Here is a 17,695-nt window from a genome sequence, read left to right on the forward strand (position 1 = left end):
AAGCGACTCCGGCTGATCTTATCAAACCTTTCCTGCATCCCTAAAGTGTCCCCAACAGACCCGATCGCAAGATCCGCCACATTCAAGGAGACATTCATGGCCAAGATGAGAGCCGTCGACGCAGCAGTGCTCGTGCTCGAGAAAGAAGGCATCCAGACCGCGTTCGGCGTGCCGGGCGCGGCGATCAACCCGTTCTACTCGGCCATGCGCAAGTCGGGCGGCATCAGCCACGTGCTGGCGCGCCACGTCGAAGGCGCATCGCACATGGCCGAAGGCTTCACGCGTGCCGCGCCCGGCAACATCGGCGTGTGCATCGGCACGTCGGGCCCCGCCGGCACCGACATGATCACCGGTCTCTACTCCGCTTCCGCCGACTCGATCCCCATCCTCGCGATCACGGGCCAGGCACCGCGCGCCCGCCTGTACAAGGAAGACTTCCAGGCCGTCGACATCGAGTCGATCGCGAAGCCCGTCACGAAGTGGGCCGTCACCGTGCGCGAACCGGCGCTCGTGCCGCGCGTGTTCCAGCAGGCCTTCCACCTGATGCGCTCGGGCCGTCCGGGCCCGGTGCTGGTCGACCTGCCGATCGACGTGCAGCTCGCCGAAATCGAATTCGACATCGACACGTATGAACCGCTGCCGGTCTACAAGCCCGCGGCCACCCGCGCACAGGTCGAGAAGGCGCTCGCGATGCTCAACGACGCGGACAAGCCGCTGATCGTGTCGGGCGGCGGCGTGCTCAACGCAGCGGCCGAAGACCTGCTCGTGGAGTTCGCCGAAACGATCGGCGTGCCGGTGATCCCGACGCTGATGTCGTGGGGCGCGATTGCCGACGATCACCCGCTGATGGCCGGCATGGTCGGCCTGCAGACGTCGCATCGCTACGGCAACGCCACACTGCTGGCATCGGACTTCGTGCTCGGCATCGGCAACCGCTGGGCGAACCGCCACACGGGCAGCGTCGAGGTCTACACGAAGGGCCGCAAGTTCGTGCACGTCGACATCGAGCCGACGCAGATCGGCCGCGTGTTCGGCCCGGATCTCGGCATCGTGTCCGACGCGAAGGCGGCACTCGAGCTGTTCGTCGCCGTCGCACGGGAATGGAAGGCCGCCGGCAAGCTGAAGGACCGCAGCGCATGGGTCTCGGAATGCCAGGCACGCAAGCGCACGCTGCAGCGCAAGACCCACTTCGACAACGTGCCGGTCAAGCCGCAGCGCGTGTACGAAGAGATGAACAAGGTGTTCGGCCGCGATACGTGCTACGTCAGCACGATCGGACTGTCGCAGATCGCCGCCGCGCAGTTCCTGCACGTGTTCAAGGCACGCAACTGGATCAACTGCGGCCAGGCCGGCCCGCTCGGCTGGACGATCCCCGCCGCGCTCGGCGTGCGTGCTGCCGACCCGAGCCGCCCGATCGTCGCGCTGTCCGGCGACTACGACTTCCAGTTCATGATCGAGGAACTGGCGGCCGGCGCGCAATTCAAGCTGCCGTATGTGCACGTCGTCGTGAACAACTCGTACCTCGGGCTGATCCGCCAGGCCCAGCGCGCGTTCGACATGGACTACTGCGTGCAGCTCGCGTTCGACAACGTGAACGCGCCGGAACTGAACGGTTATGGCGTCGACCACGTGGCCGTCGCGGAAGGCCTCGGCTGCAAGGCGCTGCGCGTGTTCAAGCCGGAAGAGATCGAGCCGGCGCTGCGCCAGGCGCAAACGCTCGCGGAAGAGTTCAGCGTGCCGGTGGTCGTCGAAGTGATCCTCGAGCGCGTGACGAACATCTCGATGGGCACCGAAATCGACGCGATCAACGAATTCGAGGATCTCGCCGAAAAGGCCGAGCACGCACCGACCGCGATCTCGATGCTCGACTGAACCGCACGACATTTTGACTGACCGACCGAAGAGGCTTAGCTCATGCCGAAGTTTGCTGCAAACCTGACCATGCTGTTCAACGAAGTGCCGTTCCTCGACCGCTTCAAGGCGGCCGCGGACGCGGGCTTCGACGCCGTCGAATTCCTGTTCCCGTACCCGTACGCGAAAGAGGAACTCGCCGAGCGGCTCGAGACGCATCGCCTGCGCCTCGTGCTGCACAACCTGCCGGCCGGCAACTGGGACCAGGGCGAACGCGGCATCGCGTGCCTGCCCGATCGCGTCGGCGAATTCCAGGAAGGGGTCGGCCGTGCGATCGAGTACGCGAAGGCACTGAAGGTGCCGCAGCTGAACTGCCTCGTCGGCATCCCGTCGGCCAGCACGGCGCGCGACAAGACGTTCGTCACGATCGTCGACAACCTGCGCTTCGCGGCCGACGCGCTGAAGCGCGAAGGCATCCGCCTGCTCGTCGAGCCGTGCAACCGCTTCGACATCCCGGGCTTCGCGCTGAACCGCTCGTCGGAAGGGCTCGACGTGATCCGCGCGGTCGGCTCGGACAACCTGTTCCTGCAGTACGACATCTATCACATGCAGCGCATGGAAGGCGAACTGGCCGCGACGATCGAACGCAACCTCGCGTCGATCGGCCACGTCCAGCTCGCGGACAACCCGGGCCGCAACGAGCCGGGCACGGGCGAGATCAACTACGCGTTCCTGTTCGCGCTGCTCGACCGGCTCGGCTATGCCGGCTACGTCGGCTGCGAATACAAGCCCCGTACCACCACGACGGAAGGCCTCGGCTGGCTGCAGAGCGTGGCCGGCTGTGCACCGGGCTCGGCGCGCCGCGCCGCCTGAGAAGCGCCCTTCCCGTTTTCAGCCCCATAGGAGACTTTCACATGGCAACCATCGGTTTCATCGGCCTCGGCATCATGGGCGCGCACATGGCGCGCAACCTGCTCAAGGGCGACCACCAGCTCGTCGTGAACGGCGCGTTCCCGATTCCCGACGACCTGCGCGCGAGCGCGAAGGTCGTCGCGAACTCGACCGAAGTCGCGCGGAACGCGGACATCATCATCGCGATGGTGCCGGACACGCCGGACGTGCGTAACGTGCTGTTCGCCGACGACGGCGTCGCGAAGGGCCTGACGGCCGGCAAGCTCGTGATCGACATGAGCTCGATCTCGCCGCTCGACACGCAGGCATTCGCGAAACAGATCAACGCGCTCGGCTGCGACTACCTCGACGCGCCGGTGTCCGGCGGCGAAGTCGGCGCACGCGAAGCATCGCTGACGATCATGGTCGGCGGCCCGGAGAAGGCCTTCGAGCGCGCGAAGCCGCTGTTCGAGAAGATGGGCAAGAACATCACGCTCGTCGGCGACAACGGTGCGGGCCAGACCTGCAAGGTCGCGAACCAGATCATCGTCGCGCTGAACATCGAGGCCGTCGGCGAAGCGCTGCTGTTCGCCGCACGCTCGGGCGCCGATCCGGAACGCGTTCGCCAGGCGCTGATGGGCGGCTTCGCGGCGTCGCGCATCCTCGAAGTGCACGGCGCGCGGATGACGAAGCGCACGTTCGATCCGGGCTTCCGCATCGAGCTGCACCAGAAGGACCTGAACCTCGCGCTCGACGGCGCACGCAAGCTCGGCCTCGCGCTGCCGCACACGGCAAGCGCGCAGCAGCTGTTCAGCGTGTGCGCATCGCACGGCGGCAAGGCATGGGATCACTCGGCACTCGTGCGTGCGCTCGAGATCATGTCGAACTTCGAGATCGGCCAGACGCCGGCCGCGTAACGCGACTGCCGCAACGCGCGTTTCCGCTGCAATGGCGGAGGCGCGCGACAGACACGCGCGACCCGGCTGCGGCCGGTCGCATCGATGCGCGAAGACACGCGTATCACGGTGGGGCGCCCCGCCCCGCATCGCCAACGGCATGCGGGACGGGGCGAAAAACGCCGCTCTGGGCTGAGAGCGGCGTGGTGGGGTCCGCAGCGGCACCCGGCGGCGCCGGGGAAGCCTTGGTCGGTCAGACGTCGTCGTCGGGTGTCCGCCTGTCGGATTTCGCGTATTACATTTCTTTACGTTCGAGCGCGCGATTTTTCATGCAATCGTCGCGCTGAACGCCTACACTTTCGCCACGCCTTTCGAGAAAACCGCCGCGCTTGCGATCACCGCCGGTGATCGCGCCCAGCGCGGTGTTTTTTTCGCCACTTCACGGCGCGTTTTCTTTTCAACCACCTAGGGAGTGCAGCGATGGGTCTTCTTTCGTTTATCAAAGAGGCGGGTGAAAAACTGCTGGGTCATGCCGACGCGCAAGCGGCGGAAGATCCGAATGCCGCGAACCAGACCGCGGCCGATGCAATCAAGAATTACATCAACTCGCAAGGTCTCGACACGTCGAACCTGACCGTCGCGTTCGACGGCGCGTCGCGCACCGTCACGCTGTCGGGCAGCGTTGCCGACCTCGACACGAAGGCGAAGGTCAAGGTCGCGGCCGGCAACGTGCAGGGCGTCGCGGGCGTCAACGACGACGATCTGCAGCCGGACGATCCGGAAGTGCAGTATCACGACGTGAAATCGGGCGACACGCTGTCGGCGATCGCCAAGGAAGTCTACGGCGACGCGAACAAGTATCCGGTGATCTTCGAGGCGAACAAGCCGATGCTGTCGAGCCCGGACCGGATCTATCCGGGCCAGAAGCTCGTGATTCCGCCGCAGTCCTGAGCATTTCCGCTCCGACCGACGCAAAAAAGGCAGGCCAACATGGCCTGCCTTTTTCATTGGGCGCCGCGCGCCGCCCGAGCGGCGCGTACCGGCTACAGCGTATCGAACGCGTGCTGCAGCGCGTCGCGATCGTGAATGCCGTTCGCGAGCGCGAGCATCAGCAGCACGCGCGCCTTGAACGGATTCAGCGAGCCTGCGCTGACGAAACCGAGCGCATCGTCGTTCGCGGCGCCGTTGCGCATCACATGCCCCGACCCGACACGCGACGCGCGGACCACCGCCACGCCCGCGTTCGCCGCATCGGCGAGCGCCGCCTGCAGCGTCGCATGGATCGACCCGTTGCCGGTGCCCGCGACGACGAGGCCGCGCACGCCGGCGGCAACCAGCGCGTCGACGGCCGTGCGCGTCACGCCCGCATAGCTCGTGACGACTTCGACGGGCGGCCAGGCCGCGGCGATCGCCAGTTGCGTGTCGCGCGAACGCGTGGCGCGGCGCGCGAATTCGACGCGGCCGTCCTGCACCCAGCCGAGCGCGCCGAGCTCCGGCGACTGGAATGCGTCGACCGCATAGGTGCTCGTCTTCACGACGTCGCGCGCGCCGTGGATCCGGTTGTTGAACGCGATCAGCACACCCTGCCCGCGCGCGGCCGGATGGCCGGCCACCGTCACTGCGTTCAGCAGGTTCAGCGGGCCGTCGGACGACAGCGCGGTCGCCGGCCGCATCGCGGCCGTCAGCACGACCGGCTTGTCGCCTGTCACGACCAGATGCAGCGCGTACGCGGTTTCCTCGAGCGTGTCGGTGCCGTGCGTGATCACGATGCCGTCGACCGTCGGATCGGCCATCAGCGCGGCGATACGCGCGGCAAGCGTGTTCCACAGCGGCAGCGCGAGATCCTTGCTGTCGATGCTGGCGACCTGTTCGGCATCGATGCGCGCGACCGACGCGAGCGCCGGCACCGCGTCGACCAGGAAATTGACGCCAAGCGCGCCGGCCTGGTAGCCGGCCGTGCTGGCCGCGTCGGGCGCGGCACCGGCGATCGTGCCGCCGGTGGCGAGCACGGCGATGCGCGGCAGTGCCTGCGCGGACGAAGATGATGCGGAGTTCTGTGTATTCATGGCCGCGATTGTAATGGCTCGCGGCCGGGTTCCGGCAGGTTCCGGCTAAGCGGCCGGTGCCGGCGGCCGCGCGTCATGGTTTGTCCCGATCTCCGGAACGCGCGCGCCGTCAACGGCCATGGCGTCCGCAACGTTATAGAAAGTGCCGTTTTGGTGTTTTCACATTGATTTGCCATAATCGGAACGCACGGTGCGATGCGACCCTATCCGCAGCGCGGCGTGCTTCGTGACGGCGGCGATAACACGCAATTCACCCCATGGGAGTGTCGAAATGAAAATCCAATCGCTCGTAGCCGCAGTGCTTCTCGGCGGCATGCTGGCTTCCCCCGCATTCGCGGCGAACAGCCAGCAGGACAAGATGAAGGCCTGCAACACCCAGGCAGCCGGCAAGACGGGCGACGAACGCAAGGCGTTCATGAAGGACTGCCTGTCGGCGAAGCCCGCGAAGGCGATGACGCAGCAGGAAAAGATGAAGGCGTGCAACACGCAGGCCACCGGCAAGAAGGGCGACGACCGCAAGGCGTTCATGAAGAGCTGCCTGAGCAGTCAGCCGGCCGCCTGAGTTCCGGCGCTCCCGTATCGAATGCCGTGCACCGCTTCGGCGGGCGCGGCATTTTCGTTTTCGTTGCACGCGCATCGACACACGTGTTGCCCGCCTGATTTCCCCCTTCCCGCCCCGCTTTTCCGGCCCGCTGCCACATGGTGCGGCAATTCGCCGCGTTTTCTTCTATGATGGCTGCAACGCGGCCCATCCAAGACCAAGAAGCGCCATCGGGCCGCCCTCGAGACGGACGCGCACGCGCGCGTCAAACGGAGGCTTGGATGGCATGGAGACAACACCGCTGGTTCCGCCGCTGGCTGATCGTGATCGTGTTCTGGGCCGTGCCCGTCGCGATCGTCGCCGTCCGCGAGATCCGCGAGGAAATGGCCTACAACAAGGCGGACCTGCAGCTCGCGCTGACCACCTGGCAGCTCACCGACGCGCAGCAGGCCGCCGGCGTGGCCGCGAAGTGCCACGGGGATCCTGACGAGGCGCGCGCGGCCGGCTGCCCGGCCGACGTGCTCGCTGCCAACGCACCGCGCCAGCAGGCGGCCCGCGACGAATACGTGGTGCGCCGCAATACGCTCGCCGGCTATCTGTGGCACGCGTTCGTCGGCTACTGGGTCGTCCCGGCCGTGTTCCTGTTCGCGTGCGGCGTCGTGATCGCGCTGATCCGTCGCGCGCTGCGCCGCCCGCCGATCAAGCCGCCCGTCCCGCCGGTCACGCACTGACGTGCGCCGCCGACGCCTGCCGCCCTCCCGACCGACCGTCCAGCGCGCCGCGCACCGACCACGCGCGGACGCGCCCCACGCGCCGGCGCCGCTTCGTCCGTTGGCGCGCCGCGACACCCCCGAGCGATTTGACGCTTTTTCACGCGCCGACGAAAAGAGGCTGTAATCCGCTGTGATATAACTGCCGACGTGATCCGCTCCCTGAGCGAGACTCACTCCGAACATCATCCGATGGAGAAGAACGATGCAAAAACGGAATCTCGTGCTGAAAGCCGCCGCGGCGCTCATCGTCGGTAGCCTCGCGCTCACCGGTTGCACCACCACTCCGGACAAGCCGGACAACGCCGCGACCAACGCGTCGAAGCGTCAGTCGATCGACGCGAGCGTCGACGCCACGCTGTCGCGCATGTACTCCACGGTCAAGGGTTCGCGCGAACTCGTCGCGAAGTCGCGCGGCGTGCTGGTGTTCCCGGAAGTGATCCAGGCCGGCTTCATCGTCGGCGGCCAGTCCGGCAACGGCGCGCTGCGCGTCGGCGGCAGCACGGTCGGTTACTACAACACGTCGTCGCTGTCGGTCGGCCTGCAGGCCGGTGCGCAGTCGAAGGCGATCGTGTTCCTGTTCATGACGCAGGAAGCGCTCGACGAATTCCGCGGCTCGGACGGCTGGGCAGCCGGCGCCGGCGCATCGGTCGCGCTCGTGAAGATGGGCGCGAACGGCGCGGTCGACACGACCACGGCCACCGCGCCGGTCCAGGTCGTCGTGCTGACGAACGCGGGACTGATGGGCGACGTGTCGATCAACGGCACGAAGGTCACGAAGCTCAAGATCTGACGCTGACGCACCGCCCGTGCGCGCCGCGCACGGGCCATGCGCAAACGGCGATGTCCTTGCGGGCATCGCCGTTTTTTTATCCGTCCGCGTGCTGCGTCGGGAGGCTCAGGTCGTCGAGTCGATCACCTTGAAGCGCGAGCGCTTCTGCGCGCGGATCACCGACTGGTAGACATCGACGTACTGCTGCGCCATCCGGCGCGACGTGAAGCGCTCCTCGAAGCGCTGCCGCACGCGCGCACGCGGCAGCAGGTGCAGCCGGTTCACGGCCGCGACCGCGCTGATTTCATCCTCGACGATGAACCCCGACACGCCCTCGTCCACCACTTCGGGCACCGCGCCGCGATTGAACGCGATCACCGGCGTGCCGCACGACATCGCCTCGATCATCACGAGGCCGAACGGCTCCGGCCAGTCGATCGGAAACAGCAGCGCATGCGCGCCCGACAGGAACTCTGCCTTCTGGTGATCGGCGATCTCGCCGATGAATTCGACGTGCGGCAGCGCGAAGAGCGGCTTGATCTCGCGGTCGAAGTACTCCTGGTCGGCCGCGTCGATCTTCGCGGCGATCCGGATCGGCAGCCCGCACTGGCGCGCGATGCGGATCGCGGTGTCGACGCGCTTCTCCGGCGAGATACGGCCGAGGAACGCGAGATAGCGCGGCTCGACGGGTTGCGGCATGTACAGCGTATCGGGCAGCCCGTGATAGACGGTCGTCAGCCATTTCGCCTGCGGCAGCGGCTGGCGCTGCGAGTTCGAAATCGAGATCACCGGCGCCGTGTTGAACGTGTCGAACACCGGCTGCTGCTCGGGCAGGTCGAGCCGGCCGTGCAGCGTCGTCACGTACGGCGTTTCCTGCCGGTTGAAGACCGAGAACGAGTAGTAGTCCATGTGGAAATGGAGCACGTCGAAATCCTTCGCGCGGCGCGCGACCGTCTCCATCAGCAGCATGTGCGGGGCGACGCGGTCGCGGATCGACGAATCGAGCCGCAGCGCGCGCGGCCAGACGGGCTCGAGCTTCGCCCGCGTCGTCGAGTCGCCGCTCGCGAACAGCGTCACGTCATGGCCGAGCTCGACGAGCGCCTCGGTGATGTAGGACACGACGCGCTCGGTGCCGCCGTACAGCTTCGGCGGCACGGATTCGGTCAGCGGGGCGATCTGCGCAATTCTCATGGTCCACGTCTCCTGTGTCCTGTCCCTCGCGGCACGGCCGACGGGCGATTGCGCCATTGCGCGCGCCCTCCCCATGCAGCGCTGGCCGGCAAGGCGCCGGCCGGATATCCCGTCATTATTCGCGATCCCGGTGCCCGTAACCGCCCGTCTTGCATTTTATGGGCGTTGTTACAGGCAGGATACATTCCGTTCGCCGCGCCAGCCGGCCCGCGTCGGGCGTGGCCGGGTCGATCCGCCCCCTTTTGACGATACAGACGGACGCACGCGCTGCCCGGCGCGTCAACGCGACGGCCACTTCCAGGCCGGCAGGTCGCGCGTGTCGGCATCGACGAGCGCGGTCGCGCCGAGCTGCTTGTCGAGCACCAGCGATTCGCAGCCGGCCTCGCGCTCGAGCGTCGCGATGAGCCGCGCCGCGTGCGACACGACGAGCACCTGCGAACGCCGCGCCGCCTGCGCGATCAGGCGGCCGAGCGCCGGCAGCAGATCGGGATGCAGGCTCGTCTCCGGTTCGTTCAGCACCATCAGCGCGGGCGGCCGCGGCGTCAGCAGCGCGGCCGCGAGCAGCAGGTAGCGCAGCGTGCCGTCGGACAGCTCGGCCGCCGCCAGCGGCCGCAGCAGCCCCGGCTGGCGCATCAGCACGTCGAAACGGCCACGGCCGCCCGGGTTGTCGATCTCGACCGACGCGCCGGGAAACGCGTCGTCGATCGCTGCATCGAGTGCCGCCCCGTCGCCGATTTCGCGGATCGTCTGCAGCGCGGCGGCCAGGTCGGCGCCATCGTCCGCGAGCACCGGCGTATGGGTGCCGATGTGCGACTGCCGCGCCGGCGCCTGCGCGTCGGTGCGGAAATGGTCGTAGAAGCGCCACGAGCGGATCCGCTCGCGCACCGCGATCATCTCGGGTGCGCCGGTCGGATCGGCGAACTCGGTCATCATGCTGTCGAAGCTCGCGACCGGCTGCGGAATCGTCCGCCAGTCGCCCGACGCCGTGCGTGCGCGGATCTGCGCGCCCTGCCGGTCGACCAGCAGCGTCGACGGGCGCAGCAACGCACCGCCCCAGATGCATTCGCGCTTGACCACCGGGTCGAGCGCGAACTGCGAACCGCTCGGGACCGGCAGGCCGAGATCGATCGAATAGCCAAAATCGTCGCACGCGAAGCCGAGCTTCAGGCTCACGGGGCCGTTGCGCACCGTGCCCGTGACCGGCGCATCGCCGGCCAGCATCGCGCGCGAGAAGCGTTCAGGGCCGGCCCACAGCGTCGACGGCAACCCGCCTTCGCGGGCGAGCGACGGGATCACGCGGCCCTGCGCGGTGTCGGCGAGCAAGCGCAGCGCGCGATATACGCTCGACTTGCCGCTGCCGTTCGGCCCCGTGACGACGTTGAGCGCCGCGAGCGGCACGATCAGCTCGCGCAGCGAGCGGTAATTGGCGATGGCGAGCGTCTTCAGCGCGGTCATGGGAACGGAGAGGGGAAGGACGGGCACCGGGCCGCGTTCAGCGGCCTTCGACGGCCTGCGGATCGGCTGCAGTGTTGGCCGCGGTGCTGGCGGCTGGCGCCCGCGCGTGCGGCCGTTCGGGATTCGGCGCGTCCGGCGCCGATTCGTGCGGATACAGCTCCATCCGGCTGCGCGGCAGGCACTGCGGATAGCGGTCCTGCAGGTACGCGATCAACCCTTCGCGCACGCGGCAGCGCAGATCCCAGCACGACGACGAATCGGCCGCGCTGACGAGCGCGCGCAACTGCATCGTGCGTTCGGTCGCGTCGGTCACTTGCAGCACCTGCACGCGGCCGTCCCACTCGGGCGCCGCATGGACGAGCCGCGCGAGCTCCTCGCGCAGCGGCGCGAGCGGCGTGCGGTAGTCGACCGACAGGTAGACGGAGCCGATGATCTCCGAGCTGCTGCGCGTCCAGTTCGTGAACGGGTTCTCGATGATCCATTGCAGCGGCACGACGAGGCGCCGCTGGTCCCACAGCCGCACCGACACGAACGACCCGGTGATTTCCTCGATGCGCCCCCACTCGCCCTGGATCACGACCACGTCGTCGAGCCGGATCGGCTGCGTGAGCGCGATCTGCAGCCCGGCGATCAGGTTGCCGAGCACCGGCCGCGCGGCGATACCGGCAACCAGCCCCGCGACGCCGGCCGACGCCAGCAGGCTCGCGCCCACCTGGCGCACGTTCGGGAACGTCATCAGCGCGGCGCCGGTGCCGATGATCACGATCAGCACCATCACGGTCCGCACGAGCACCTTGGCCTGCGTATGGATGCGCCGCGCCTGGAGATTGTCGGCCGTATCGATCGGATGGGCCTGGATGATCGCGTCGCCGACGCCGGCCGCGAGCCGCACCAGCAGCCACGTGAGCGACACGATCGAGCCGACCGCGGCCGCGGTGCGCATGCCGCCCACGAACGACATGCCGTCGTCCGCCTGGACCCACAGGAATTCGAGCGCCAGCAGCGCGAGTACGACGAGCGACGGCTTGTCGATGTAGCGCAGGATCGCGCTCATCAGCGGATATGGCTGCGCGATGCGCTTGACGATGCGTGCGCCGAGACGGTGCACGATCGTGACGACCAGTACGACGATGACCGACACGGCCAGCGTACCGAGCCACGAATGCAACGGCGCATCGGCGATGTGCTGCAGTTCCTCGATTGAAATCATCGGCGCCCTTGGGTGATGAGGCGCACGCGCCTCGTCCTGGATGCGTCGGCGACGTCCGGGCCGCGCATGCGGCCGGACACGGCGTCAGGTCAGTTGCCACTCCTGCACGGAAACGCCTTGCCGAGACCGAGCGACACCGCGGTGCTCGCGTTGTAGTCGGCGAGCTTCGGATTTTCCGCGATGTACTTGCGCACCGCGTCGGTCATCTGCTGCGCCCGGATGTCGGGCGGCAGGCAGAAATACTGGCCGACACGCGGCCCCGTGGTGCCGCCGATCGCGTCGATCGTGTTGTAGACGCCGTCGGCGGCGCCTTCGATATAGGCCGCGCACGACGCCCGCGACTTGACGTCCGTCTTCGCGCACAGCCGGTCGAGATCCGCGCCCGTGAAAGCCGCCGCCGACAACGGCACGGCAAACGCCGCGGCACAAAACATTGCGCGCAACATGGTGTTCCTTATGTCAATGCGGCCCGAGACCGCCTGCTGCCTTGGCCAGCGCGGCGCCAGGCTCCCTGCTCCGGCCGGAGTCCGGCCGGGCGGGCGCACCGTGCGCCGCACCGAAAACCGTCATTTTGCACTCTTTTGCGCATCTGCCGGCGTCGCTGCACCGATGCGCGTCGTCCGCTTGCTCAGGATCTCGATCGCGTCCGGCGCGTTGTAGTGCTTCGCGAACTCGAGCGCGGTGATGCCGAGCTGGTTCTTCACCTGCGGATCGGCGCCCTGGTCGAGCAGCAGCGTGACCGTCGACGCATGGTTGCCGCGCGCGGCCATCATCAGCGGGGTCGTGCCGTTCGGCGACGCGGTATCGATATAAGCGTCGTGGTCGAGCAGCAGCTTGACGACCGCGTCCTGGCCGTTGGTCGCCGCGTAGTGCAGCGGCGCCCAGCCTTTCTTGCTGACTTCCGCGCCCTTGTCGATCAGCAGCTTCGCGAGGCCGACGTCGCCGTTCAGCGACGCGAGCATCAGCGCGTTCTCGCCGGCCTTGTCTTCCTTCTCGAGGTCGACGTTCGGCGTCGTCGCGATCGCGGCCGCGACCTTGTCCGACTTCTCGCGCGCGGCGATCACCAGGATCGGATCGCCGTTCGGCGCGAGCGTGTTCGGGTCGAGCTTGCCGCTCTTGAGCTGCTTGCCGATGTCGGCGATGTCGTCGAACTTGACGGCCTTGACGATCGCGTCGAGCGACTCGGCATGCGCGCCGGCAGCGGCGAACAGGCCGCTCGCGACCAGCACGGCGGCGACGAGTGCGCGTTTGGGCAGATGATTGGTCGGCTTCGTCATTGTTGTGGGCTCCTTCCCTGGGTTGTGTCGGCTGCGCGCGCGTCGTTAGCGGGCGATCTTGAACAGCCGGAAAAAGTTCTGCGTCGTCGCATCGGCGAGCGCCTCGACGGCGATCCCGCGTTCGGATGCGATAAAGCGTCCGACATGGCTGACGTACGCAGGTTCATTCGGCTTGCCGCGATACGGCACCGGCGCGAGGTACGGCGAGTCGGTCTCGATCAGCAGCCGCTCGAGCGGCACGCGCCGCGCGACGTCCTGCACGTCGGTCGCATTCTTGAACGTGACGATGCCCGACAGCGAGATATGGAAGTTCTGCGCGAGCGCCTGCTCGGCGACCGGCCACGGCTCGGTGAAGCAGTGCATCACGCCGCCCGGCACGTGTGCGCGCTCCTCGGCCATGATCCGCAGCGTGTCTTCCGACGACGAGCGCGTATGGACGATCAGCGGCTTCATCGTCGCGGTCGCCGCGCGGATGTGCGTGCGAAAGCGCTCGCGCTGCCATTCCATGTCGTCGATCGAGCGGCCTTCGAGGCGGTAGTAGTCGAGGCCCGTTTCGCCGATCGCGACGACCTTCGGGTGCGCGGCCAGCTCGACGAGCTCCGCGAGCGTCGGCTCGCGCGCGTCCTCGTGATCGGGATGCACGCCGACCGACGCGTAGACGTTGTCGTGCGCGTCCGCGATCGCGAGCACGTCGGGCAGCGTCTCGAAATCGACGGATACGCACAGCGCGTGCGTGACGTCATGCTCGCGCATGTTCTCGAGAACGGCCGGCAGGCGGTCGGCCAGGCCCTTGAAGTTGATGTGGCAGTGAGAGTCGACGAACATCGTGTTTCCTGAATACGTAAGACGCGCGCTCAAGCGCTCGCCGGCAGGCGGCAGCGGGCCGCATCGCCGCGTGATCCGTTCACCGTTTCGCAATCCACGGGAAACAATGCCGGATCACGCGAACATTTCCCGATATCCGAGAAACAATTCCTCGAATACGAGCCGCGCGTTGAGCGGATGGTTCTCGACCGTCCGCTGCCGCGTCACGGCTTTCATGAAGCGGGCGAACGCGTTCGCGTCGACCGACTCCGCGCAGCGCGCGAGCGCCGCCGCGTGCGTCGGGAAGTAGCGCGGCGCCCCCGCCATCCGCTGCGCGAGCAGATCGTACAGCCAGCGCTGCAGCCAGCCGAGCACCAGCGGCACCGGCAGCTTCTGCAGCGTCTCGCCGCACGCGAACGGATCGCATTGCGCACCGGCCGCGAGCTGCCCGAGCGTGTAGTCGCGCAGCGGGCGGTTCTCGTCGCTCGCGAGCGCCAGCGCGGCGAGCGGCGCGCCGCCGGCTTCCGCGAGCAGCGCGCTCGCGTGGTCGACGCCCTGCGCCGCGAGCCATGCCTCGGCCGCGGCGGGCGCCGGTACCGTCATCGGCCACTGCCGGCAGCGGCTGATGATCGTCGGCAGCAGGCGGTCGATGCGGGCCGACACGAGCAGGAACACGACGCCGGACGGCGGCTCCTCCAGCGTCTTCAGCAGCGCGTTCGACGCGGCGACGTTGAGCGCCTCGGCCGGATACAGCACGACGACGCGCGCGCCGCCGCGATGCGAGCCGACTCCGCAGAAGTCGAGCAGCGCACGCACCTGCTCGATCTTGATTTCCTTGCTCGGCGCGCGCGTCTTCTTGCCGCCTTCGTCCGCATCGGCCGGCTTCGCGTCGTCCGCGGCGCCCGGCGCTTCGCCGGCCAGCGCCTCGGGCAGCACGATCCGGTAATCCGGATGGTTGCCCTGCGAAAACCACGTGCAGGCCGCGCAGGTGCCGCACGGCTCGCCGTTCGGCTGCGGCGATTCGCACAGGAAGCCCTGCGCGAGATGCTGCGCGAACTGCAGCTTGCCGATCCCGGCCTGGCCGTGCAGCAGCAGCGCGTGCGGCCATTGCGCGCGCAGTTGCTGCAGGCGGTTCCAGTCGTCGGTCTGCCACGGATAGATCATGTGGTGCGTTCCTTGCGGGTTACAGCGCGGCGAGCACGCGTTCGAGCTGCTGGCGGATCTCGGGAATCGACTGCGTCGCGTCGACGATCGCGAAACGGTGCGGCGCCTCTTCCGCGCGCCGCAGGTATTCGACGCGCGTGCGCGAGAAGAACGCGTCCGACTCGCTTTCGAACTTGTCGGGCATGCGCGCGGCGCCGCGGCGTTCGCTCGCGACGTGCGGCGCGACGTCGAACAGCACCGTGAGGTCGGGCTGGAAGCCGCCCTGCACCCAGCGCTCGAGCGTCTCGAGCTTGTCGCGCGGCAGCCCGCGGCCGCCGCCCTGGTACGCGAACGTCGCGTCGGTGAAGCGGTCGGACACGACCCAGTCGCCGCGCGCGAGCGCCGGCTCGATCACGAGCGCGAGATGCTCGCGGCGCGCGGCGAACATCAGCAGCGCTTCCGTCTCGAGATCCATCGGCTGGTTCAGCAGGATCTCGCGCAGTTTCTCGCCGAGCTGCGTGCCGCCCGGCTCGCGGGTGACGACGACCTGCCGGCCGGCCGCGGCCAGCTTGCCCTGGAGCCGTTCGCAGAACCATTGCAGGTGGGTGGTCTTCCCCGCCCCGTCGATGCCTTCGAACGTGATGAATTTACCGCTCGCCATTATTGACCTCGTATGTACTTGTCCACGGCCTTGTTGTGATCGCCCAGCGTGTCCGAGAACACGCTCGTGCCGTCGCCCTTCGCGACGAAATAGAGCGCGCTCGTCGGTGCCGGATTGATCGCCGCCTGCAGCGCGGCTACGCCCGGCAACGCGATCGGCGTCGGCGGCAGGCCGCGTCTTGTGTAGGTATTGTAAGGAGTGTCGGCCTGCAGGTCGCGCTTGCGCAGGCGGCCGTCGTACGCGTCGCCGAGCCCGTAGATCACCGACGGATCGGTCTGCAGCGGCATGCCGATGCGCAGCCGGTTCGCGAACACGGCCGCGACGAACGCGCGGTCGGCCGCGTGGCCCGTTTCCTTCTCGACGATCGACGCGATCGTCAGCGCTTCGTAAGGCGACTTGTACGGCAGCCCCGGTACGCGGGCGGCCCACGCCTCGTCGAGACGCGTCTGCATCAGGTGGTACGCGCGCCGGTAGATGTTCAGGTCGCTCGTGCCCTTGTCGAACAGGTAGGTATCGGGGAAGAACAGCCCCTCCCCGCTGCCGCGCTGCACGGCGCTGTCCGGTGCGCCGATCGCGCGCAGCAGCTCGGCGTCGCTCATGCCGGCCGTCGCGTGCGCCAGGTCGGGGTTCGCATCGAGTTCCGCGCGCATCCGCTTGAAGGTCCAGCCTTCGATGACCGTCGCGACGTACTCGTTCACGTCGCCGCGCGCGATCTTCTGCAGCACCTCGTAAGGCGTGATGCCGGTCTTGAATTCGTAGTTGCCGGACTTGAGGCGGCTCGACAGCCCGAGCACGCGCGTCATCGCGACGAACCCGAACGGCTCGACCGGCACGCCGCCGCGCTTGAGCTGCAGCGCGACGCTCTTCACGGTGCTGCGCGGCTTGATCGTGACGTCGAGCGATGCCGAGCCCAGCAGCAGCGGCCGGTTCGCCCAGTAATACCCGCCGCCCGCGCCGGCAGCGGCCACAACGACGGCCAGCGCCACGATCGTCGCGGCGCATTTCTTCAGTAGGGACATGGAAACGTGACTCAGGTAAGACCCATATAATACTTGCTCGCCTTCGTCAAAGTCAGGGTTGACTGTTCCCTCATTCCATGAGCACACCGTTCGCTTCACCGGCTGCCCAGGCCGCATCTGCCTCGCTCCCCGTTTTCCCCCGCCCGTCCGCCGCCGATTTCGATGCGCCGGGCGCCTGCATGCCGCTGCCGCAGTTCGGCGTGATCGACGTGGCCGGCGACGACGCCGCGACGTTCCTGCACAGCCAGCTGACCAACGACATCGAGCATCTCGATGCCGCGAGCGCGCGGCTGTCTGGCTATTGCTCGCCGAAGGGGCGCCTCCTCGGCTCGTTCCTCGCGTGGCGTGCCGGTCACGGTGTGCGCCTGCTCGTGTCGAAGGACGTGCAGCCGGCCGTGCAGAAGCGGCTGTCGATGTTCGTGCTGCGCGCGAAGGCGAAGCTGACCGACGCGAGCGACACGCTCGCGGTGGCCGGCTTTGCAGGCGACGTGCGCGAAGCGCTGTCGGGCATCTTCGATGCGCTGCCGGACGGCGTGCACGTGAAGGTCGACGGCCCGGCCGGCGCGCTGATCCGCGTGCCCGACGCGGCCGGCCGCAAGCGCTATCTGTGGATCGGCCCGCGCGCGGAAGTCGATGCGCGCCTCGCGGCGCTCGCCGGCACGCTGCCGGTCGTGTCGCCGGCCGTGTGGGACTGGCTCGACGTGCGCGCGGGCGAGCCGCGCATCACGCAGCCGGCCGTCGAACAGTTCGTGCCGCAGATGGTCAACTTCGACGTGATCGGCGCCGTTAACTTCAGGAAAGGGTGCTACCCGGGCCAGGAAATCGTCGCACGCAGCCAGTACCGCGGCACGATCAAGCGCCGCACCGCGCTCGCGCACGTCGCCGGCGACACCGATACCGTGCATGCCGGCGTCGAGTTGTTCCACAGCGACGATCCCGGCCAGCCGTGCGGGATGATCGTCAACGCGGCAGCCGCGCCCGCGGGCGGCGTCGACGCGCTCGTCGAGATCAAGCTCGCCGCGCTCGACAGCGGTACGGTGCACCTTGGTTCGGCCGACGGCCCGGTGCTCGCGTTCGACGCGCTGCCGTACGCATGGCCGACGGAAGCGTGATGCACTGACAACCCGTTCGGGCGCCGGCTCGCGAGT

18 protein-coding genes are annotated in these 17,695 nt (G+C 68.0%); 8 read left to right on the forward strand and 10 right to left on the reverse strand.

Annotated features, from left to right (window positions below):
* The first annotated feature begins 96 nt into the window (after positions 1 to 96).
* From gcl to lysM, 4 genes are all read left to right on the forward strand, one after another.
* Complete coding sequence (gene gcl / locus U5798_RS27620) at positions 97 to 1,872, forward strand: glyoxylate carboligase (protein WP_322083804.1); 1,776 nt, start codon at positions 97 to 99, stop codon at positions 1,870 to 1,872.
* 42 nt (positions 1,873 to 1,914) lie between these two features.
* Positions 1,915 to 2,724 carry a hydroxypyruvate isomerase gene (gene hyi, locus U5798_RS27625; protein ID WP_124450347.1) on the forward strand — a complete coding sequence of 270 codons (810 nt, stop codon included), beginning with the start codon at positions 1,915 to 1,917 and terminating at the stop codon, positions 2,722 to 2,724.
* A gap of 41 nt (positions 2,725 to 2,765) precedes the next feature.
* A complete protein-coding gene (locus U5798_RS27630) occupies positions 2,766 to 3,659 on the forward strand; it encodes a 2-hydroxy-3-oxopropionate reductase (RefSeq protein ID WP_322083805.1) in 894 nt (297 codons plus the stop codon).
* 459 nt (positions 3,660 to 4,118) lie between these two features.
* Positions 4,119 to 4,589: a peptidoglycan-binding protein LysM gene (gene lysM / locus U5798_RS27635; protein ID WP_124450352.1), complete on the forward strand. Its 471-nt coding sequence runs from the start codon at positions 4,119 to 4,121 to the stop codon at positions 4,587 to 4,589.
* A gap of 92 nt (positions 4,590 to 4,681) precedes the next feature.
* On the opposite strand, the gene U5798_RS27640 is transcribed toward lysM, so the two are convergent.
* Positions 4,682 to 5,704 (reverse strand): asparaginase, encoded by a 1,023-nt coding sequence (locus tag U5798_RS27640; protein WP_124450354.1) that lies wholly within the window; start codon positions 5,702 to 5,704, stop codon positions 4,682 to 4,684.
* A gap of 271 nt (positions 5,705 to 5,975) precedes the next feature.
* Between U5798_RS27640 and U5798_RS27645 the strand changes: the two genes are divergently transcribed.
* From U5798_RS27645 to U5798_RS27655, 3 genes are all read left to right on the forward strand, one after another.
* Entirely contained in the window at positions 5,976 to 6,266 is a 291-nt protein-coding gene (locus tag U5798_RS27645; RefSeq protein ID WP_034181226.1) for a PsiF family protein, read from the forward strand.
* Between the two features lie 260 nt (positions 6,267 to 6,526).
* Complete coding sequence (locus U5798_RS27650; protein WP_124450356.1) at positions 6,527 to 6,976, forward strand: hypothetical protein; 450 nt, start codon at positions 6,527 to 6,529, stop codon at positions 6,974 to 6,976.
* Between the two features lie 244 nt (positions 6,977 to 7,220).
* Positions 7,221 to 7,808 (forward strand): YSC84-related protein, encoded by a 588-nt coding sequence (locus tag U5798_RS27655; RefSeq protein ID WP_059233959.1) that lies wholly within the window; start codon positions 7,221 to 7,223, stop codon positions 7,806 to 7,808.
* Positions 7,809 to 7,913: 105 nt separating this feature from the next.
* On the opposite strand, the gene U5798_RS27660 is transcribed toward U5798_RS27655, so the two are convergent.
* The 9 genes from U5798_RS27660 to mltG all read right to left on the reverse strand — a co-directional run bounded on the left by U5798_RS27660 (position 7,914) and on the right by mltG (position 16,547).
* On the reverse strand, positions 7,914 to 8,978 hold the full coding sequence (locus U5798_RS27660; RefSeq protein ID WP_124450358.1) for a glycosyltransferase family 4 protein: 1,065 nt from the start codon (positions 8,976 to 8,978) through the stop codon (positions 7,914 to 7,916).
* 279 nt (positions 8,979 to 9,257) lie between these two features.
* A complete protein-coding gene (locus U5798_RS27665) occupies positions 9,258 to 10,433 on the reverse strand; it encodes an AAA family ATPase (protein WP_322083806.1) in 1,176 nt (391 codons plus the stop codon).
* A 37-nt stretch (positions 10,434 to 10,470) separates the two neighbouring features.
* Positions 10,471 to 11,643: a mechanosensitive ion channel family protein gene (locus U5798_RS27670; protein WP_322083807.1), complete on the reverse strand. Its 1,173-nt coding sequence runs from the start codon at positions 11,641 to 11,643 to the stop codon at positions 10,471 to 10,473.
* Positions 11,644 to 11,732: 89 nt separating this feature from the next.
* Positions 11,733 to 12,089, reverse strand: a complete 357-nt coding sequence (locus U5798_RS27675; RefSeq protein ID WP_006485939.1) for a Rap1a/Tai family immunity protein — start codon at positions 12,087 to 12,089, stop codon at positions 11,733 to 11,735.
* A gap of 120 nt (positions 12,090 to 12,209) precedes the next feature.
* Positions 12,210 to 12,920, reverse strand: a complete 711-nt coding sequence (locus U5798_RS27680; RefSeq protein ID WP_322083808.1) for an ankyrin repeat domain-containing protein — start codon at positions 12,918 to 12,920, stop codon at positions 12,210 to 12,212.
* 45 nt (positions 12,921 to 12,965) lie between these two features.
* Entirely contained in the window at positions 12,966 to 13,745 is a 780-nt protein-coding gene (locus U5798_RS27685; RefSeq protein WP_322083809.1) for a TatD family hydrolase, read from the reverse strand.
* Between the two features lie 114 nt (positions 13,746 to 13,859).
* A complete protein-coding gene (locus U5798_RS27690) occupies positions 13,860 to 14,888 on the reverse strand; it encodes a DNA polymerase III subunit delta' (RefSeq protein WP_322083810.1) in 1,029 nt (342 codons plus the stop codon).
* A gap of 19 nt (positions 14,889 to 14,907) precedes the next feature.
* Complete coding sequence (gene tmk, locus U5798_RS27695; protein WP_322083811.1) at positions 14,908 to 15,528, reverse strand: dTMP kinase; 621 nt, start codon at positions 15,526 to 15,528, stop codon at positions 14,908 to 14,910.
* Positions 15,528 to 16,547, reverse strand: a complete 1,020-nt coding sequence (gene mltG, locus U5798_RS27700) for an endolytic transglycosylase MltG (RefSeq protein WP_322083812.1) — start codon at positions 16,545 to 16,547, stop codon at positions 15,528 to 15,530. Before mltG ends, tmk begins: the two co-directional genes overlap by 1 nt.
* A gap of 77 nt (positions 16,548 to 16,624) precedes the next feature.
* On the opposite strand from mltG, the gene U5798_RS27705 reads away from it, so the two are divergent.
* On the forward strand, positions 16,625 to 17,659 hold the full coding sequence (locus U5798_RS27705; protein ID WP_322083813.1) for a folate-binding protein: 1,035 nt from the start codon (positions 16,625 to 16,627) through the stop codon (positions 17,657 to 17,659).
* The last annotated feature ends 36 nt before the right edge of the window (positions 17,660 to 17,695 follow it).

Source organism: Burkholderia sp. BCC1972 (assembly GCF_905339605.1).
Taxonomy (GTDB): domain Bacteria; phylum Pseudomonadota; class Gammaproteobacteria; order Burkholderiales; family Burkholderiaceae; genus Burkholderia.

What these genes read in the sequence shown, in the direction of transcription:
- U5798_RS27675 (WP_006485939.1), bottom strand. Translation starts at nt 12,089, where the DNA reads ATGTTGCGCGCAATGTTTTGTGCCGCGGCGTTTGCCGTGCCGTTGTCG.
- U5798_RS27630 (WP_322083805.1), top strand. Translation starts at nt 2,766, where the DNA reads ATGGCAACCATCGGTTTCATCGGCCTCGGCATCATGGGCGCGCACATG.
- U5798_RS27680 (WP_322083808.1), bottom strand. Translation starts at nt 12,920, where the DNA reads ATGACGAAGCCGACCAATCATCTGCCCAAACGCGCACTCGTCGCCGCC.
- U5798_RS27650 (WP_124450356.1), top strand. Translation starts at nt 6,527, where the DNA reads ATGGCATGGAGACAACACCGCTGGTTCCGCCGCTGGCTGATCGTGATC.
- tmk (WP_322083811.1), bottom strand. Translation starts at nt 15,528, where the DNA reads ATGGCGAGCGGTAAATTCATCACGTTCGAAGGCATCGACGGGGCGGGG.
- U5798_RS27685 (WP_322083809.1), bottom strand. Translation starts at nt 13,745, where the DNA reads ATGTTCGTCGACTCTCACTGCCACATCAACTTCAAGGGCCTGGCCGAC.
- U5798_RS27670 (WP_322083807.1), bottom strand. Translation starts at nt 11,643, where the DNA reads ATGATTTCAATCGAGGAACTGCAGCACATCGCCGATGCGCCGTTGCAT.
- U5798_RS27665 (WP_322083806.1), bottom strand. Translation starts at nt 10,433, where the DNA reads ATGACCGCGCTGAAGACGCTCGCCATCGCCAATTACCGCTCGCTGCGC.
- U5798_RS27660 (WP_124450358.1), bottom strand. Translation starts at nt 8,978, where the DNA reads ATGAGAATTGCGCAGATCGCCCCGCTGACCGAATCCGTGCCGCCGAAG.
- U5798_RS27655 (WP_059233959.1), top strand. Translation starts at nt 7,221, where the DNA reads ATGCAAAAACGGAATCTCGTGCTGAAAGCCGCCGCGGCGCTCATCGTC.
- U5798_RS27640 (WP_124450354.1), bottom strand. Translation starts at nt 5,704, where the DNA reads ATGAATACACAGAACTCCGCATCATCTTCGTCCGCGCAGGCACTGCCG.
- U5798_RS27690 (WP_322083810.1), bottom strand. Translation starts at nt 14,888, where the DNA reads ATGATCTATCCGTGGCAGACCGACGACTGGAACCGCCTGCAGCAACTG.
- hyi (WP_124450347.1), top strand. Translation starts at nt 1,915, where the DNA reads ATGCCGAAGTTTGCTGCAAACCTGACCATGCTGTTCAACGAAGTGCCG.
- U5798_RS27645 (WP_034181226.1), top strand. Translation starts at nt 5,976, where the DNA reads ATGAAAATCCAATCGCTCGTAGCCGCAGTGCTTCTCGGCGGCATGCTG.
- U5798_RS27705 (WP_322083813.1), top strand. Translation starts at nt 16,625, where the DNA reads ATGAGCACACCGTTCGCTTCACCGGCTGCCCAGGCCGCATCTGCCTCG.
- mltG (WP_322083812.1), bottom strand. Translation starts at nt 16,547, where the DNA reads ATGTCCCTACTGAAGAAATGCGCCGCGACGATCGTGGCGCTGGCCGTC.
- lysM (WP_124450352.1), top strand. Translation starts at nt 4,119, where the DNA reads ATGGGTCTTCTTTCGTTTATCAAAGAGGCGGGTGAAAAACTGCTGGGT.
- gcl (WP_322083804.1), top strand. Translation starts at nt 97, where the DNA reads ATGGCCAAGATGAGAGCCGTCGACGCAGCAGTGCTCGTGCTCGAGAAA.